We start from the raw sequence: 16154 nt of genomic DNA on the forward strand, positions 1-16154 counted from the left end.
AAAGGGCCTTGGTTGGCCCACGGCATAGGCGCCATCGCGGTAATAGATGACGTTTCACGAAATTTTGACATGCTTTTGACACGCGCTTGACCGGCGGATGCTTAGTCTGGCCCAGAAATATCATTCTGAGAGCCTAACCATGACCAAGCCCGCCGCCATCAAGCTCGAGTTTTCTGAAAAGTATGATCAGCAGCACGCCCACCAGTATCTGCACAAGCACCAGACCGGCCTGTTTCGCCGACTGTCGAACTGGCGTGATATGCAGCTGGCGCGTCATGCGCTGAGCGATGCCGGTGCGCCACAACTGGTTCTTGATCTGCCCTGCGGCGCGGGCCGCTTTTGGCCGCTACTGGCCGAGTCACCCAACCGAGTCATTCTCGCTGCCGATAACTCAGAAGACATGCTGAAAACCGCAGTGGCTGGTCAGCCAGCCGATGTGGTGGCACGGGTCAAGACCTTCCAGACTTCAGCCTTCGATATCGACTTGAGTGACAACGCTGTCGACAGCATCTTTTGCATGCGCCTGATCCATCACGTCGCCGAGTCTGAACATCGCCTCGCCATGTTACGTGAGCTGCGCCGGGTAACCCGCGACACCGTCATCATTTCACTCTGGGTCGACGGCAATTTCAAAGCCTGGAAGCGTAAGCGTCTTGAAGCGAAGCGCGCCGCACGCGGAAAGCGCTCAGACAATCAAAATCGCTTTCTGGTGCGCCGCGAAACCATCGAGAGTGAGTTTCGGGCAGCCGGTTTCAGCATCCTCAATCATCACGACTTCCTACCCGGCTACGCCATGTGGCGCGTTTACGTCCTGCGCAAGGTTCGCCCATGAACGCTGGGTTCTGGCAGCCAGCCGGGGTAATTGAGCGCTTTCAGCAAAGCGCTTTTGACCGCTGGTGGAGCATGCCGGGTGAATGGGTCGAAGAAAGGAACCAACGCCGTGGCGGTGAAAGCGGCGTTAAGTTGCTGCCGCCGCTGAAAGGCGGTCAGCCGCCGCTGTACAGCAAGCGCCAGGTGGGGCACGTATTTCGCTCATTGCGCCACCCGCTGGGCTTGCCAACCGTGCTGCGCGAGCAGCACGCATTGATGGCCTGTGAACAGCTCGGGATCAAGGTGCCCAAGCGGGTGTTCTGCGCCGCGCGCAAACGGCAGGGACAGTGGCAAGCGCTGCTGATAACCGAAGAGCTTAGTGGCTTCGTCAGTCTTGATGACTGGTATGCCGAGCACGCACCCACGCTGCACGCCAGCAGCCGGCAGGCGATCCTGCAACGCTTGGCGCAGGTGTTACGTCGGCTGCATCAGAGCCGCCGGCAACACGGTTGCCTGTATAGCAAACACATCTACATCAGCCTCAACACAAAAGAGCCCGAGGTAGCACTGCTGGACCTGGAAAAAAGCCGCCGCCGACTGCTGCGCAGCGAAGCCGCTCAACATGACCTGTCACAGCTGGAACGCCGCCGTGGTGCGATGCCCGAGTCCGACTGGCAGTATTTGCTAAAATGCTACAACACATCCAACGTCGAATTAATAGGAGCCAATAATGCGTCCTAATCCTGCGCCTCGCGAAGAAGCACTGGCCTTTAAAAGCCGTGGCGGCTTTGGCCGGGTCTTCAAGGCGACCGGTTACTCATTGGCGGGCCTGCGCGCAGCCATAGTGGGTGAAGCGGCGTTTCGTCAGCTACTGGCCTTGAGCGCTGTATTGATCCCACTGGCCTGCCTGCTTGAGGTCAGCTCGCTGGAGCGTGCCGTGCTACTACTGGTGGTCTTTGTAGCGCTGATCGTTGAGCTGCTCAACTCGGCTATAGAGGCCGTGGTAGATCGTATTTCGCTGGAACTGCACCCACTGTCCAAACAAGCCAAGGACATGGGCAGCGCCGCACAACTGATCTCGCTGTTGATGATACTCACCGTCTGGCTGGTGATCTTGCTCTAATCCCCTGCCCGCCCCGGCCTCTACCTGACTGGAAACTGCCTATCCATGCGTGCTTCCCGTAATTCGACTGATACACGTCAGCCGATCGTTGGCCTGCGCGGTCAACTGCTGTTCGTTGTCGCTTCGCTGTTTGCCATCACCGCACTGCTCACTCTGCTACGCGCAGCGTTGCTGAGCTACAACTGGGAACTGGCATCCACTGCCTCCTGGCGCGACTTGGGCGAAGCCTTCTATAACGGGCTGCGCTTTGACATGCGGATTGTGGTCCTGGCCGGCGCACCGCTGATCCTGTCATTCTTCAGTATCAGATTGATGCAATTGCGCAAGCTGCAGTGCCTTTGGCTAACGTTTGCGGCTTTGCTGATCAGTCTCCTCGGCGTCGTTGAGCTGAATTTCTATCGCGAATTTCATCAACGCCTGAACGCACTGGTATTTCAATACCTGCAGGAAGATCCAGCCACCGTACTGCGGATGCTCTGGTATGGCTTTCCGGTCGTGCGTCTGCTGCTGGCACTAGCCATTTTATCCGTGCTGATGTTCAGCGTGTTTCGCTGGCTTGATCGACACACGCGGAGCGCGCCCGGCCATAACAGCACTCTGCTCACCCAACGCGGCGCGCTCGCGGCCAGACTGGGTATCTTGCTGCTATTACTCATCAGCTCCACCGTATTGGCTCGCGGTACCCTACGACAAGGCCCACCGCTGCGCTGGGGGGATGCCTATACTACCGACTCGATGTTCGCTAATCAGCTAGGACTGAATCCGGCACTCACACTCTACGCCGCCGCCAAGGCGCAATACTCGGATCACAGAAGCAACGCCTGGGTAGACCTGATGCCGGCAGAACAGGCAACCCAGATAACGCGAGAGATGTTGCTTGGCGCACATGACCAACTGGTCGAGCCAGAACTGGCACCGATCCGCCGCGACTACCAACCGCCCGCAGACGGCACACTACCCATCCGCAATGTAGTGGTCATCCTGATGGAGAGCTTTGCCGGCTACTACACCGGCGCGCTCGGCTCACCGCTGCAGATTACGCCCGAGTTCGACAAACTGAGCGAGCAGGGTCTGTTGTTTACCCGTTATTTTTCGAACGGCACCCACACCCATCAGGGTATGTTCGCCACCATGGCCTGTTTCCCCAACGTCCCTGCCTTCGAATATCTGATGCAGGAACCGGAGGGCACCCATCAGTTCTCCGGGTTACCGCAGCTCCTGAGCGCGCGCGACTTTAATGACCTGTACGTCTACAACGGCGACTTTGCCTGGGACAACCAGCGTGGTTTTTTCGGCAATCAGGGCATGACGCGCTTTATCGGCCGCAACGACTACGTGAACCCCGTGGTGTCAGATCCCACCTGGGGCGTGTCCGATCAGGACATGTTTGACCGCGCCGTCACCGAGCTACGCCAACTCGACCCGGAGAAGCCGTTCTACGCGCTGCTGCAAACGCTATCGAATCACACGCCCTACGCACTGCCCGATACGCTGCCCGTGGAAGCGGTTACCGGTCAGGGTAGTTACGCCGACGAGCATCTGACGGCGATGCGCTACTCAGATTGGGCGCTCGGTCGCTTCTTTGCGCAGATCAAGGACGAGCCCTACTACGATCAGACGCTGTTTGTGATCGTCGGTGATCACGGTTTTGGTACACCACAACAGCTGACCGATCTGGACCTATTGCGCTTTCATGTACCGCTGCTGCTCATCGCACCTGGCATGACCGAACGCTTCGGTGAAAATAACGACATCGTTGGCACTCAGGTCGATATCGTTCCCACCATCATGGGCCGACTGGGCGGCGAAGTACGACATCAATGCTGGGGGCGTGACCTGCTCAGTCTGCCCACTGACGACCAGGGCGTTGGCATAATCAAGCCGTCTGGCGGTGGCCAAACGGTCGGCATTATCCGTGGTGACGAGGTGCTGATTCAGCCACGTGACGAGGAACCCAAACTCTACCGCTATCAATTGGGTGCCGAGCCCAAGGCCATACCAGAGACGGCTGCGCCGCAACTACAAGACTGGCAACAGCAGCTTGAAGCCTATGTACAGACTGCAACCCAGGCGCTGCTGGATGACAAGGTGGGCGTTGCGGAGTCCACGCAACGCACCGGCTTGGACCCTGCCACCCCGTAGCCGTCAGTCAACTCAGCCTGCGCGTTAGCTGTGCGCGCAGGCTGGCAGACCACCAACCACGGGCCGCAAGCGGAAAAAGAACTTTAAGCAACGTCCACTTCGGGCGCTGCGTCTTCGGGAATCACCAGCGATAAAAAGATCGCACTCAAACCTGCCAGCGTGATCGGCGTTGCAAAGACCTGCTTCATCAGCCCAGGCAAATGCTGAGTCGCATCAGGCACCAGGGTGACCCCCAGAGCCAAACCAAAAGACACCGCCATGATGTAGACACGACGCAGAGTCATTTCCTGAGCAGCCAGAATACGCACACCGGCCACAGCAATGGTTGAAAACAGTACCAGGGTCGCACCACCGAGAACCGGTTTTGGGATGATCAGAAAGAACGAACCTATCACCGGGAACAACCCCAATAGCAGCAAAAAAACGCCTGCCCACAAGCCGACATGACGACTGGCCACACCGGTCATTTGGATGACACCATTGTTTTGTGAAAACGTGGTATTCGGAAACGTATTGAAAATAGCCGCGATCGCCGAGTTAATGCCATCACCCAAGACGCCGCCCTTGATGCGCTGCATATAGAGGTCACCTTCCACCGGCTCCCCTGAGACAACCGAGTTGGCGGTTAAATCGCCGGAGGTTTCAATCGCCGTCACCAGATACAAAAAGGCGATGGGTACGAACAGTACGAAATCAAAATCGATACCGTACTTAAAGGGGATCGGCAGGGCAAAAAACTGAGCCGAGCCCAAAGAAGACCAGTTAACCAGTCCGAGAAAGCTAGCGACCACGGTACCCAGGATCAAACCGATCATGATCGCTGAAATACGTAACATCGGTTTGCCAATAAAGGTCATCACCAAAATAACAGCAACCACAAAACCGCCCAACAACAGGTAAATAGGTTTACCCAAATCCTCCCCGGCCCGCGCGCCGCCGGCAAAATCAGTGAAGCCCGATTTAATCAGGCTTAAACCAATGATGGTAATAACGATGCCCGTTACTGTCGGTGTGATAACCCGCTTCAATTTGTCCAGAAACTGCGACAGCACAATTTCGACAAGAGAGCCGACCAGACACAGCCCAAAGATCATCGCCAGAATATCTTCCGGCGTGCCACCTTTGCCTTTAACGGCAAAACCGGCGGCTAGCACAGCACCCAAAAACGCAAAGCTGGTACCTTGCATGCTGAGCATGCCAGAACCAACAGGCCCGATTTTTTTACACTGAATGAAGGTCGCGATGCCCGAGACAAAAAACGCCATGGCAATCAGGTAGGGGGTATAAGCACCCAGTCCCAAGGCGCCACCAATAATCAACGAAGGCGTCGCCACGCCAACAATCGACGCCAGCACATGTTGCACCGCGGCCAAGGCGGCTTTTGCCGGAGGTGGCACGTCATTCAAGCCGTACACCAACGCGGTTGAAGTTTTGCTCATTGGTCATTCTTCCCTGTTTTATTACGTTTTTTATCACACCCCCCTGGGTGTAAAAAGCAAAAACGCAAATGTTCATTAACGAGGCATGACCTTGGATTACCCGATGTGCACCGCACTAAAATCAGGCAATACCACTAAAAAGTACACTTAAGCCGCGGTCTAACCCCGTTGCTAGCGTCACTGCGATTTTTGCGCCAACCCTGCATGACCTCTTTAAATGACAAAAAACGGGGCTCGAAACCGTAGTAAAAATCCAACGCTCGCGCCCCCACCAAGAACCACTCGCTCAGGTAACAGCAGTTACAAGGTGCGCGCAATGAGAGCCGCCGATTCCTGCACCAAGTCATCTTCTACCGCCTGACGCGCCAACCTTTATTGCGTCGCAGCCGTCGCCAGGCCATAACTGTGCCGGTCAGGCTAATCAGCAAACCAGCTATGCTGAACGCGATCATAAGCCCATCCCACAGTGGCCTGTTCTGCAACAACGGCAACCAATCCCAACTGTGTAACAGCGAAAACAACACTCGCGACAGTCGCCCCGCGCTGCCGGTGTGGCTCAGTATCACCCCGCTGCGCGGGTCGATATGCAGCCAGGTCTGCGCCGGGTCATCAAAGCGTACGCGCAATACCGGCAGCGGCTTTGCCAAGTGCCCCAGCATGCTGTGCTCACTGCGCGCGTAGTAGTAAAAGTCGTAATGACGGAGCCACTCCTGCTGCACCCTGCCCTGCGGCCAGACTCGCTCTACCGCACGCGCCAACAAAGGCTCGGGTAGACGCTGCGCCACCGGACCGTTACCCAACAGCACGCGGCTGCTGCCAGCCGCATCTCTGGCCACCACGACCGGCTCACCAGCCACTCGCCGCCAGCTCAGCTCTACCGGTGTCATACCGCTGGCCTGAAAGCGCTGCAGCGTTTGCGTTGGTGTCTGCGCAAAGATCTCAGGAGCCAGAGTTCCTCCGCTATAGGCCGAGGTATCCAGCGCAGGCGTGCGGGTAAACATCGACCAGGGATTCATCGACATCAGGCCGCTAAAAATCCAGCAGACCAGCAAACCGCCCGCGACCAGGCCAACCAGATGGTGCCAGCGCGCAATCCCTTTATAGGGCGAATGCGAGCCGTTGCGATAACGCCGCTTGCCACGCCAGCGCAGTACGCCCAGCACCATACCCAACAACGCCATGACTGTTGCGGCCAAGGACAGATATACGACTGTGTTGTGCCATGCAGGCTGCAACCAGTTGCCGCGCAGCGGGTAAAGCCAGTGAATCCAGGCACCCGCCCAATTCCACCGCCGCTCGTTAGCTGTCGCATCACGCACCACCGCGCCGCTGTGGCTGGAAATATAGAGCAGGCGCTGGTCTGCGTCCTGCAGCTGCACGCGGTAAAGCGGACGGTCCGCATCCAGCGCACGCGAATGGGTCCAGACATCTTCATCAATCAGCCCGCTCGCCTGCATTACCGCATCAGGCGCAAACTGCCGCGCTGCCTGCAGGGCCTGCGCCGCGCTAATCGAGCTTACCCGCTCGCCGGTACGCGCATTGATCGCCACGTCCCTGGCGCCGCGATAGCCCAGCACGTAATGCGGCTGTCCACGCAGACTGGTCAGACGCATGCTGTCCGGCGGCTGACGGTAATCGGCGCTCGTCTGGGCCCGTGCCAGGCTAATGCAGCACTCATCCACCGACAGTGGCGGCAAGTGTGCCAGATGCTCTCGCGGCGTCAGCTTGGGGTAACCCACATACATCATCACCACGCCCGAGATAAACCACATCGCCATAAACAGGCAAAGCACCATGCCAAGCCAGCGGTGCCACAAATACAGGTAACGTTTCATCACCCTCTCCCGGCCAACAGGTGCAAGGCACCCACTGGCGGCTATCGGTTATCAGAAGCGGGTTTGCAGCGCGACCTCGAAGGTACGTGGCGCGCCAAGATAGAGCATGGTCGAGCCGGCCTGACGGGCGTAGATCTCGTCCGTCAGGTTGCGACCACGCAACGTTAGCTGGGTATCGGCGGCCACTTCATAGCCCACAAAGCCGCCGAATAGTGTGTAGGACGGCGTCGACAGCGTATTAGCCGCGTCGGCGTACACCGAGGCCACATAACGCGCGTCCAGTCCCAACTGCCAGCGCGGCGCGACATCATAGGTCAGCCACAGGTTGCCTACCTTGTCCGGCACATTGCTCGGGCTGTTGCCCGCGCGTGAGACGCTGGCGCCGCCGATGGTTTCGTTGAATTCGTCGTACTCGGCATCCACCCAGGCGACGTTACCCTCGGCCAACAATTTTGGCGTTACCAATAAGGAACCGGCCACTTCGATGCCGGTAGACGTCTGCTGCCCCACCGGCAGTGTTTCGCCCGGATTATTGGGGTCGTTGGTGACCAGATCCTTGCGGGTGATTTGGTAGATTGCCACTGTGGCGCTGCCGCGCCCGTCGAGAAAGTCGAGCTTGCTGCCGACTTCCCACTGCTCGCCGGTGGTCAGGTCAAAATCCTGAGTCTGGCCAAAGCTGGCCGTCGTCAGCACGCCAGCCGGCGGATCAGCGGCGGTGCTGTATTGCACGTATACGTTGGCTGCCGGCGTCAGTTCGTAAACCAGCCCAATACGTCCTGTGGTCGGCTCATAGGTTTGACCAAATTCGGCAGGATTGCTGGCGGAAGGCGTTTGGTGGTTAGTGACCTGCAAATCGATCCAGTCGTGCCGCAGGCCGGTTAACAGCGCCAGCCGGTCGGTCAGCTCGGTACGGTTCTCCAGATACAGCGCCCAGGTATTCAGCTCGTTGCTGCGCTGTGGCTCATGACCCGGTGTCATGCCTGGTATGTCGTAGAAGTGGCCGGGGGTAAAGTTGTCCGGGTCGACTACGTCAAACACCGCCGAGATAGAGCGCGGATAGCGCGTTTGTACGTTGTGGCTGTAATCCAGCCCGAGCGACCAGTCGCTCTTGCGGTGAAACAGTAAGCGATTATGCAGTAGCTCTACGCGGTCGCCGTTGACCTCCTGATCGTGGCGCTGCAGTAGGGCTGCCGAGCGGCTGATCTGGCTGTTGTCCGCCGTATAGGTGTAGCGCTCCAGATTGCGGTAATTACGCTCGGTATTGTAGTGATAGAAGGTATTGCGCAACCGTGTCTGATCGCCGATCCAATACTCGGTGATCGAGCGCAGCCAACGCACCCGCTGCTCGTAGCGACCATCTTCTACGTTATAGTTTTCAAAGCGACGGCTTTCGTCGATCGTCATTTCGCCGCTAATCGGTTGCAGTACCGGCGTGCCCCAATAGGGGCTATCGACCTGCTCGTTCTGGTATTCCAGCGCCAGGGTATGTGATAGCTGCTCGCTGAAGTCGGTGCGCAGCGACAGGGCTGAGGTAAAGGCGCTGCGCTCCTCGCGATCCACATAGCCGTTGCTGTCCGTCTGGCTGATATCCAGGCGCAGAGTATTGCGCACCGGTCCGTCATTGAGCACCTGGTTCAGGCCTAATGCGAATTCGCGGCTGTCATAGCTGCCGTACTTGATGCGCCCCTCGCTGAACGAGTGGCTGGGGTCGGCCAGCTTGCTAATGTAGTTGATTGAACCGCCTACACCGCCAGCCCCGTTGAGAAAGCTCGATGCCCCGCCAATCGCCTCAACCCGGTCGTAAATCCAACTATCTACCGGGCGGGCGGCAATGGCATCGTACTGCAGCGTGATGCCATTAAACATCTGGGTTACCTGCGAGCTGGTAAAGCCGCGCCAGGAAACAAAGCCCGCAGAGCCGGGCGGCGCAGCAGCTGTCACACCGGGAATACCGGCGAGAATATCCTGAGTATTCTCGGCGCCGCGTGCGCTGATCTGCTCACGGTTGACCACCGACACCGAGGCCGGAGTTTGCCGCGGCGTGATGTCCAACCGCGAGCCCGTTTCGGCAGGTACATCAAGCTGCAGGCCGACGGGGCTTTGCCTGTTGCCAAGCACTTCCAGCGCGGGCAGCTCAAGCGCATCCTCGGCCAAGGCATATGTAACAGGCGCGCACAGCAGCAACGCGCCAGTAGAGCGAAGAAAAAACGATTTCATTGGGTAATTCCTGACAAATCCATTGGCTCGATCAGGCGCACTGCAAGGCAGGGCAAGCGGGTCGAGAGCATCAATACCGCCACGGTGGCGGTGGAAAGGTCAGAACAGTGGCGACGCCCTGGGGTTGGCCGGCGGCCAGGCATAGCGTGGGTACCCGCGCGGCACCAGACGGCGCAGGGCGGGCGGCTGATCGCGCCGTATCGTCAATAACCAGGCAAGCGCAAACAGCAATGCGATGGAAAGCGTAATGCTCCCGCAAACCGGGCACTTGAACGCCATCAGGTTGGTTGCCGAGCTGCCATCATCAGCGCTTAAATCCACACTGCTACCGTAGCCCAGCGAGCAAAACACAATGCCCACGCCGCTCAGCTGCATGCCCGCCGTCTGCCCATGCAGCAGACCACAGGTCGGCACATTGAACAGGATGCTGAAATACAGCAGCCAGGCAAAAAGGGAGCGTTGGGAGGGCGTAAGTATCATGGCGGCAAGTCTAGCAACGCGCCAGCAAGAGCGGAACGTAATCTATAGCTACAGAATGTCGCAAGGCTTAAGCCAGCGGCTCAATAAAAGCCTATTAGCTATCGCACAAGTGGGCATCAATCAAAGGCGCCACCCTATCGGCGGCCTCGACCACCACCCAATGACCAGCCTCATTGAAGCGCTCAACCTTGCTGGCACCAAAACGGTCAGCGTATCGCGTGGCAATGAAGGGGTCACGCTGCCCCCACAGCACCAGCGTCGGATGCTCTGCGGTAACGACCAGCATACGGGTCTCCCAGCCAGCGAAGTTGCCAGGATCGGTCGCGCGATAAAGTTGCAGTGCCTGTTGGCGAACCGAGGGTGTGAAACGTCGGTAGGCGTCAGTGATCTGCCGCTGACTCAGACCCGGACCACCGCTGCGCAGTGCAGCACTGAACATGGCCTTGCCCAGCCAGGGTACCCCCATCAGCAGCATGGCCAACTCACCTAATCGCGGCTGACGCCAGACACGCGCCCAGAAGTGCCAGCGATAGTCCTGCTGAAACACGCTATTGGTAATAATCAGGCGGCGCACACGTTCAGGGTAGGTGGTCGCGAAGGCGAGACCATAGACACCACCAAAGTCATGCATCAGCAGGTCAACAGGACGCTCCACACCAAGAGCATCGAGTAAGTGGGCGACCCATTCGGCCATACCTTTCAAGGTGGTTTCACTGTGATCCGCGCGCGCTTCACTGGCGCCGAATCCGGGTAGGTCAGGCACTATCAGGTGGTAGTTGCCACGTAGTTTCGCAATCAACGGCAACCACATCAGGTGGCTGTCGGGATTGCCATGCAGCAGCAGAAGCGGTTGCCCAGCTCCGCGCACATAGACTTCATTGGCTACGCCGTTTACCTGAACCTTCATGGCTATCCATAACCTGAGTCATGCCCCCCCTTTCCGTGGGGCGAAGTGGAAGCGGCGGTCTGGTCAGAAGCGATTAAAGATATCGCTCACCACAGCGATGGGCGAGCCGAACAGGTCGCCGGTTGGCAATGGCGATTGGGATGAAGCAAAAACAGCGGCTGCGCCAAACATCAAAGCGAGCGCCAGAGGAACGAACCACGAAGAACCTGACTTGATCATGCTAATTTCTCCTTCATCCAGCCTGAGGCGGAATGCAGAAATATTATTTTTGTATTGAAGCAACAGTTTGTTGCATAAAACGTAGATCGTCCACTGTTAAAGCGCCAGTTAACTGACAATGCGCGCCATATTCGCCGCGGATATGACACACCATTGGAAAATACTGCGACTTATCGTGAGGCTGAATGTCGTATCGGCCGTAAAGCGTGCAAGCGGGCTGTACAGCGACCTTTAGACCAAGGTAAGTATTAGTCAGTGTTGTGTTTGAATGACAACAATCCCGCTAACTCGAATTCAAATGATGCTAGCCAGCCAAGCTGGACTCTGCGGAGAAAGGTGAGGCAGAGTAGAAACCCTGTAGTTACCACAGAGTCACGCGAGAGAATGGCAAGATGAAAATTGGCAAACTGGCCGACCTCACCGGCACCGCGGTGGAAACCATTCGTTACTATGAACGCGAAGGTCTGCTACCCGAAGCAGCGCGCAGCGAGGGTAACTATCGCCAGTATCAGGATCATCACCTGGAGCAACTGGTGTTCATCCGCAACTGTCGTGCGCTCGATATGACGCTGAATGAAATCCGTGAGCTACTGCGTTTGCGCGAGCAACCTGAAGCCAGCTGTGGCGACGTCAACGGTCTGATTGACGAGCATATTGGTCACGTCAGCGACCGCTTACTCAGCCTGAGCCAACTGCGCGAACAACTGATTGAGCTACGCCATCGCTGCCATAGCGCCAGCGACGTAGATCATTGCGGCATTATTCAGCAGCTGGAAACCAGCGGCGCCGTAGAGTGCGGCGACGCTGATTCACATGTTGGCCGCAGCCATGGCCACTGACCTTAGCTGGCCTGGCGGACTTCTTTCTCCAGCTCGGCCTTGAGTGCCGGATCGAGCTGCAACTGGCTAGCCAGCTCCTGCAGATAGCTGCGCTCCATAAAGTTCTCTTCATCCACAATCAGCACGCTGGCCAAATACATCTCTGCCGCCATTTCCGGCGTGCTGGCAGCACTGGCAATCTCACTCGGGTCCAATGGTTTGTTCAGCTCGCGATCAAACCACTGTTGCATTGACGCATCGCTGGTCAGCTTGCCGATTTCCGCGTCGATTAACTCACGCTCGCGATCATCCACGTGACCATCTGCCTTCGCCGCGCCAATCACCGCGCGCAGAATGGCATGGCTGTGCTGCTCTGCCTGCGGTGCCGGCAAGCGATCCACGGTTTGCGGTTGCCCTTGGGGCGCAGATTGGTTCTGCTGCTGCCAATTGCTGAAAGCTTTGTAGGCCACTACGCCCAGTGCAGCCAGGCCACCATACTTGATCGCCTTGCCACCAAACTTGCGGGCCTTTTTGTTACCCAGCAGCATGCCGATCGCGCCTGCCGCCAGAGCTCCACCGCCAGCACCGCTGAGCAGGCTACCCAGCTGACTGTTACCGCCACCGCTGTTCTGGCTGGCTTGCGTCGAGGAACCGCTCTGTCCGCCCAGCATACCGCTACCCGCCTTCAACAACTGATCGAGCAATCCACCTGTGTTCATTCCGTTCTCCTGAAATAGTCACTACTCGGATTTGGACCTGCTACCGACAACAAGGCTCCCGACAAGAAAAGCCAAGTTGTTGCCACATTTTTCCGTCACTACGACGCAGAATGAACCACACTGAACTTAACTGGAGCTTACAATCTGATTGAGGAAATACCCATGGTAGAGACCAAGGGCAAGACACTGCTGGTATTCGGCGGCAGCGGACTGGTGGGCATGGACATTCTGCGGCAGGCGCTAGCCAATCCGGCCGTTACTAAAGTAGTAGCGCCCACCAGGCGGCCTTTGCCTGTTTCGGTCACGCACTATGCGCATTTAGAGAATCCGCAGGTCGACTTCAGCGAGCTACCCGATGACGCCCCATGGTGGCGAGCCGACGCCGCGCTATGCGCACTTGGCACAACCCTGAAACAGGCCGGTTCAAAAGCGGCTTTCCGTTTGGTGGATCGAGAGTATGTCTGTGCGGCGGCGCGGCTATCGCTGCGCGCGGGAACCCGCACCTTCGTGCTCAACTCGGCCGTCGGAGCCAGTGCACGCTCCGGCTCTTTCTACCTGCGGGTAAAGGGCGAGGTAGAGCATGATCTGGGCGCCATGGACTTTCGTTCCTTAACACTGGTACGGCCGTCGATTCTCGATGGCGGCCCGCGACCGGATGACCGCCCGGGCGAAGTTATGGGGCTGCTGATTTCGCGAACCTTCAAACCTCTAATACCCAAGCGCCTGCGAGCGGTTAAAACCAGCGATGTAGCAGCAGCCATGCTGCAGGCAGCGTTGACCGCACCGGTGGGTCAGCAGGTAATCGAATCCAACGCCATCACCCGGCAGCGCTGAATCCAGGCGGCCAAACCGGCTTAAGGTGCCAATGTCATCACATCAACGCGCAGGGCTAAACCGGCATGGTGGGCTGGCATGGCACCCTTAAGTGTTGCGATAGATCAGGGTGGGGGGCTTACAATCAATTTCGGGACTCACCAACGCTGCGCTAAGCAGCACCAGATGAAGCCTATCAATTCAAATAATGGCACAATGATCTCAATGCGGCGCAGCAGAAACGAGTCAATAAGGTCTAGACTCATTAGCATTAGCATTAGCAGCTCGCCATGACGCACACTCGGGACACCAGATGATCAGCTACAACCAAAAACGCTTTCTTATCGTTGATGACTTTTCCGACTTTCGCTCCTCGGTAAAAAGCATGCTGGGCCAAATGGCGGCAAAACATATCGATATCGCAGCCAATGGCGAAGAAGCGATCGCCCAGTGCCGCAACTGCAAATACGACATCATTCTGCACGACTACAATCTCGGCGAAGGCAAGAACGGTCAACAGGTACTGGAAGAATTACACCAAGGCGGCCTGATCAGTCCGCAGTGCATTTTTATCATGGTGACCGCCGAGAGCAGTCAGGCCATGGTGCTCGCGGCACTGGAATTCGAACCCGACGCCTACCTGACCAAGCCCTTTACCCGCGCCAGCCTGCAACAACGGCTGGACAAGCTGGTCGAGCGTAAAATCGCGTTGCAGCCTATTCTTGCGCCACTGGCACAGCAGCAACACCGCGAAGTACTGCAAGCGTGCGAAAAAGTAATCAAGGCTGAGCCACGCTACGCCCCGTTATGCCAGCGCTACAAAGCCGATGCTCTGAAGGCCCTTGGTATGCACAAGGAACTCGAAGCCCAGCTGACGAGCCTGCTGGCAGAGCGCCCCATGCCCTGGGCACTGAGTATGCTGGGTAATCATTGGCTGGAACGCGGCGAACTCGACAAGGCAGAAAGCAGCCTGGAACAGGGCATGAGCCAGTTCCCCATGTTGCCGGCGCTATATGACTGCCTGGCTAAGGTAAAAGTCGCCAAAGGTGACCTGATCAAGGCACAGACGTTTCTCGAACAGGCTGTCAAGATTTCGCCTAACAGCCCGCAGCGCCAGGCCGAGCTGGGCAAACTGGCCCGCGCTAACCAGGACCCCGAACGTGCTATCAGAGCCTACCGGCAAGCCGTCAATCTGGGCCGTCACTCAAAGTTTCGTGATCCGGAAAACCATTTGAATCTGGCCGGCAGCCTGCAGGATCAGGCCGGTGACGGGGCGCCCTCGCCCAAAGCCTTGCTGGAAATCAGGCAAACCCTGGGGGACGTCAGCAAAAGCTGGAAGAATGATCCGGGCCTGACCGCGCGTGCTGACCTGGCGCAGGCCACCAGCCTGATCAAGGCTGGCAAGCAGAGCGAAGCCAAACAGTTGGCGCTCAACGCCAGCGAAAAACTCGGCTCGCTGGATACCTTCTTCCCTGCAGAGACAGCGCTCGAGGTGGCCAGCCAACTGCGTGCTTTGGGACAGGCTGATCAGGCGGACACGCTGCTTAGCACCTGCGCCGAAATGTACGGCGATGACCCCAAGGTGATGGCAGGCATTGCCGAACAGACCAGCGATCCCGCTATCCTGACCGCGGGCGAGCATGCACAAACGCACAACCGCGAAGGTATTCGCCTGTATCAGCAAAAGCAGTATCCCGAGGCGCTGGAGAGTTTCCGCGCCGCACAGGCAATGCAACCGCGCAACATCAGTTTCGCGCTCAACACCGCCCAGTCACTGGTGCGTCTGCTGATCAACGAGCCGACACCCGCGCTACGCGAAGAGTGCATGGCCTGTCTGGAGCAGGTGCGCAGCATGCCCAGCTCAGATCATCGACATGAGCGGTATCGCAAGCTGTGTGAGCGATTAGCGTCACTATGAGCAGCCAGGACGAGGGTCTGGAGGAGGAACAAGCGCTGGGGTTTTCTACCGTCATCGCCTCCACCGTCCATGATATGAAGAACTCGCTGGGTATGTTGATGCAAGCGCACAGCGCGCTCGCCGCCAAGCTCCCGGCAGAACTACACAGTAGCCGCGAGCAAGCCATCATCGAATATGAGTCGATGCGCCTCAACGGCATGCTGGTGCAGATGCTGGGGCTGTATAAGCTCGGGGTAAATCAGCTGCCCTTGCAACCGGTACATGTCGAGGTTGAGGATTTTTTTGAGGCCGCCCTGGCGCGCTATCATGACATTCTCATATCGCACCACATAGACAGTAGCTACAGCGTGGCCACCGAGGGAATGCTGGGCTTTTTTGACCCCGAACTGGTTGACTCGGTTATCGGCAACGTCATCAACAATTCGATTCGCTACGCCAAAAGCGCTATTCATCTGCGCGCCTGGTTAGAGCAGGAACAACTGGTACTCGCCATCAGCGATGACGGCGATGGCTACCCCAAGAGCATGCTCGAAGCGCAGTCCGATTATATTCTGGGCATCAACATGAGCAGCGGCAGCACCGGACTGGGCCTGTATTTTGGGGCGCGGATCGCAGAGCAGCATCAACGTAATGGCGTTTACGGGCACATCACCATCAGCAATAACAGTGCACTGGGCGGTGGGGAGTTTCGGATTTATCTGCCATGACGGGATG

General features: G+C 57.7%; 15 protein-coding genes. 8 read left to right on the forward strand and 7 right to left on the reverse strand.

Features of this window, described 5'->3' with window-relative positions; genetic code table 11:
• Nucleotides 1-139: 139 nt before the first annotated feature.
• The 4 genes from EF096_RS06255 to EF096_RS06270 are packed head-to-tail and all read left to right on the forward strand — an operon-like array spanning nucleotide 140 to nucleotide 4075.
• The gene (locus EF096_RS06255; protein ID WP_123888768.1) at nucleotides 140-832 is read left to right on the forward strand and encodes a class I SAM-dependent methyltransferase; all 693 of its coding nucleotides are present in this window, start codon (nucleotides 140-142) and stop codon (nucleotides 830-832) included.
• Nucleotides 829-1551: a lipopolysaccharide kinase InaA family protein gene (locus EF096_RS06260; RefSeq protein ID WP_123888769.1), complete on the forward strand. Its 723-nt coding sequence runs from the start codon at nucleotides 829-831 to the stop codon at nucleotides 1549-1551. The genes EF096_RS06255 and EF096_RS06260 overlap by 4 nt, the downstream gene beginning before the upstream one ends.
• Nucleotides 1541-1933: a diacylglycerol kinase gene (locus tag EF096_RS06265; RefSeq protein ID WP_123888770.1), complete on the forward strand. Its 393-nt coding sequence runs from the start codon at nucleotides 1541-1543 to the stop codon at nucleotides 1931-1933. The genes EF096_RS06260 and EF096_RS06265 overlap by 11 nt, the downstream gene beginning before the upstream one ends.
• A 45-nt stretch (nucleotides 1934-1978) precedes the next feature.
• Nucleotides 1979-4075 (forward strand): LTA synthase family protein, encoded by a 2097-nt coding sequence (locus EF096_RS06270; protein WP_123888771.1) that lies wholly within the window; start codon nucleotides 1979-1981, stop codon nucleotides 4073-4075.
• An 83-nt stretch (nucleotides 4076-4158) separates the two neighbouring features.
• On the opposite strand, the gene EF096_RS06275 is transcribed toward EF096_RS06270, so the two are convergent.
• The 6 genes from EF096_RS06275 to EF096_RS20255 form a co-directional block, all read right to left on the reverse strand.
• Nucleotides 4159-5514: a nucleobase:cation symporter-2 family protein gene (locus tag EF096_RS06275; RefSeq protein ID WP_123888772.1), complete on the reverse strand. Its 1356-nt coding sequence runs from the start codon at nucleotides 5512-5514 to the stop codon at nucleotides 4159-4161.
• Nucleotides 5515-5864: 350 nt separating this feature from the next.
• On the reverse strand, nucleotides 5865-7349 hold the full coding sequence (locus EF096_RS06280) for a PepSY domain-containing protein (protein WP_123888773.1): 1485 nt from the start codon (nucleotides 7347-7349) through the stop codon (nucleotides 5865-5867).
• Nucleotides 7350-7400: 51 nt separating this feature from the next.
• Nucleotides 7401-9566: a TonB-dependent receptor gene (locus tag EF096_RS06285; RefSeq protein ID WP_123888774.1), complete on the reverse strand. Its 2166-nt coding sequence runs from the start codon at nucleotides 9564-9566 to the stop codon at nucleotides 7401-7403.
• A gap of 99 nt (nucleotides 9567-9665) precedes the next feature.
• Nucleotides 9666-10046, reverse strand: a complete 381-nt coding sequence (locus tag EF096_RS06290; RefSeq protein ID WP_123888775.1) for a DUF2946 domain-containing protein — start codon at nucleotides 10044-10046, stop codon at nucleotides 9666-9668.
• 94 nt (nucleotides 10047-10140) lie between these two features.
• On the reverse strand, nucleotides 10141-10953 hold the full coding sequence (locus EF096_RS06295; protein WP_123888776.1) for an alpha/beta fold hydrolase: 813 nt from the start codon (nucleotides 10951-10953) through the stop codon (nucleotides 10141-10143).
• A gap of 63 nt (nucleotides 10954-11016) precedes the next feature.
• The gene (locus EF096_RS20255; protein ID WP_158611243.1) at nucleotides 11017-11172 is read right to left on the reverse strand and encodes a hypothetical protein; all 156 of its coding nucleotides are present in this window, start codon (nucleotides 11170-11172) and stop codon (nucleotides 11017-11019) included.
• A gap of 392 nt (nucleotides 11173-11564) precedes the next feature.
• On the opposite strand from EF096_RS20255, the gene cadR reads away from it, so the two are divergent.
• Nucleotides 11565-12011 (forward strand): Cd(II)/Pb(II)-responsive transcriptional regulator, encoded by a 447-nt coding sequence (cadR, locus tag EF096_RS06300; protein WP_123888777.1) that lies wholly within the window; start codon nucleotides 11565-11567, stop codon nucleotides 12009-12011.
• Nucleotides 12012-12013: 2 nt separating this feature from the next.
• Here cadR and EF096_RS06305 read toward each other — a convergent pair whose 3' ends face one another.
• Nucleotides 12014-12709: a tellurite resistance TerB family protein gene (locus EF096_RS06305; protein WP_123888778.1), complete on the reverse strand. Its 696-nt coding sequence runs from the start codon at nucleotides 12707-12709 to the stop codon at nucleotides 12014-12016.
• 162 nt (nucleotides 12710-12871) lie between these two features.
• Between EF096_RS06305 and EF096_RS06310 the strand changes: the two genes are divergently transcribed.
• From EF096_RS06310 to EF096_RS06320, 3 genes are all read left to right on the forward strand, one after another.
• Entirely contained in the window at nucleotides 12872-13543 is a 672-nt protein-coding gene (locus EF096_RS06310) for a Rossmann-fold NAD(P)-binding domain-containing protein (protein ID WP_123888779.1), read from the forward strand.
• Nucleotides 13544-13835: 292 nt separating this feature from the next.
• Nucleotides 13836-15440: a tetratricopeptide repeat-containing response regulator gene (locus EF096_RS06315; RefSeq protein ID WP_123888780.1), complete on the forward strand. Its 1605-nt coding sequence runs from the start codon at nucleotides 13836-13838 to the stop codon at nucleotides 15438-15440.
• Nucleotides 15437-16147 (forward strand): sensor histidine kinase, encoded by a 711-nt coding sequence (locus tag EF096_RS06320; RefSeq protein ID WP_123888781.1) that lies wholly within the window; start codon nucleotides 15437-15439, stop codon nucleotides 16145-16147. Before EF096_RS06315 ends, EF096_RS06320 begins: the two co-directional genes overlap by 4 nt.
• Nucleotides 16148-16154: the final 7 nt, after the last annotated feature.

Origin of the sequence: Pseudomonas neustonica (assembly GCF_003797945.1) — a bacterium.
Lineage (GTDB): Bacteria > Pseudomonadota > Gammaproteobacteria > Pseudomonadales > Pseudomonadaceae > Halopseudomonas > Halopseudomonas neustonica.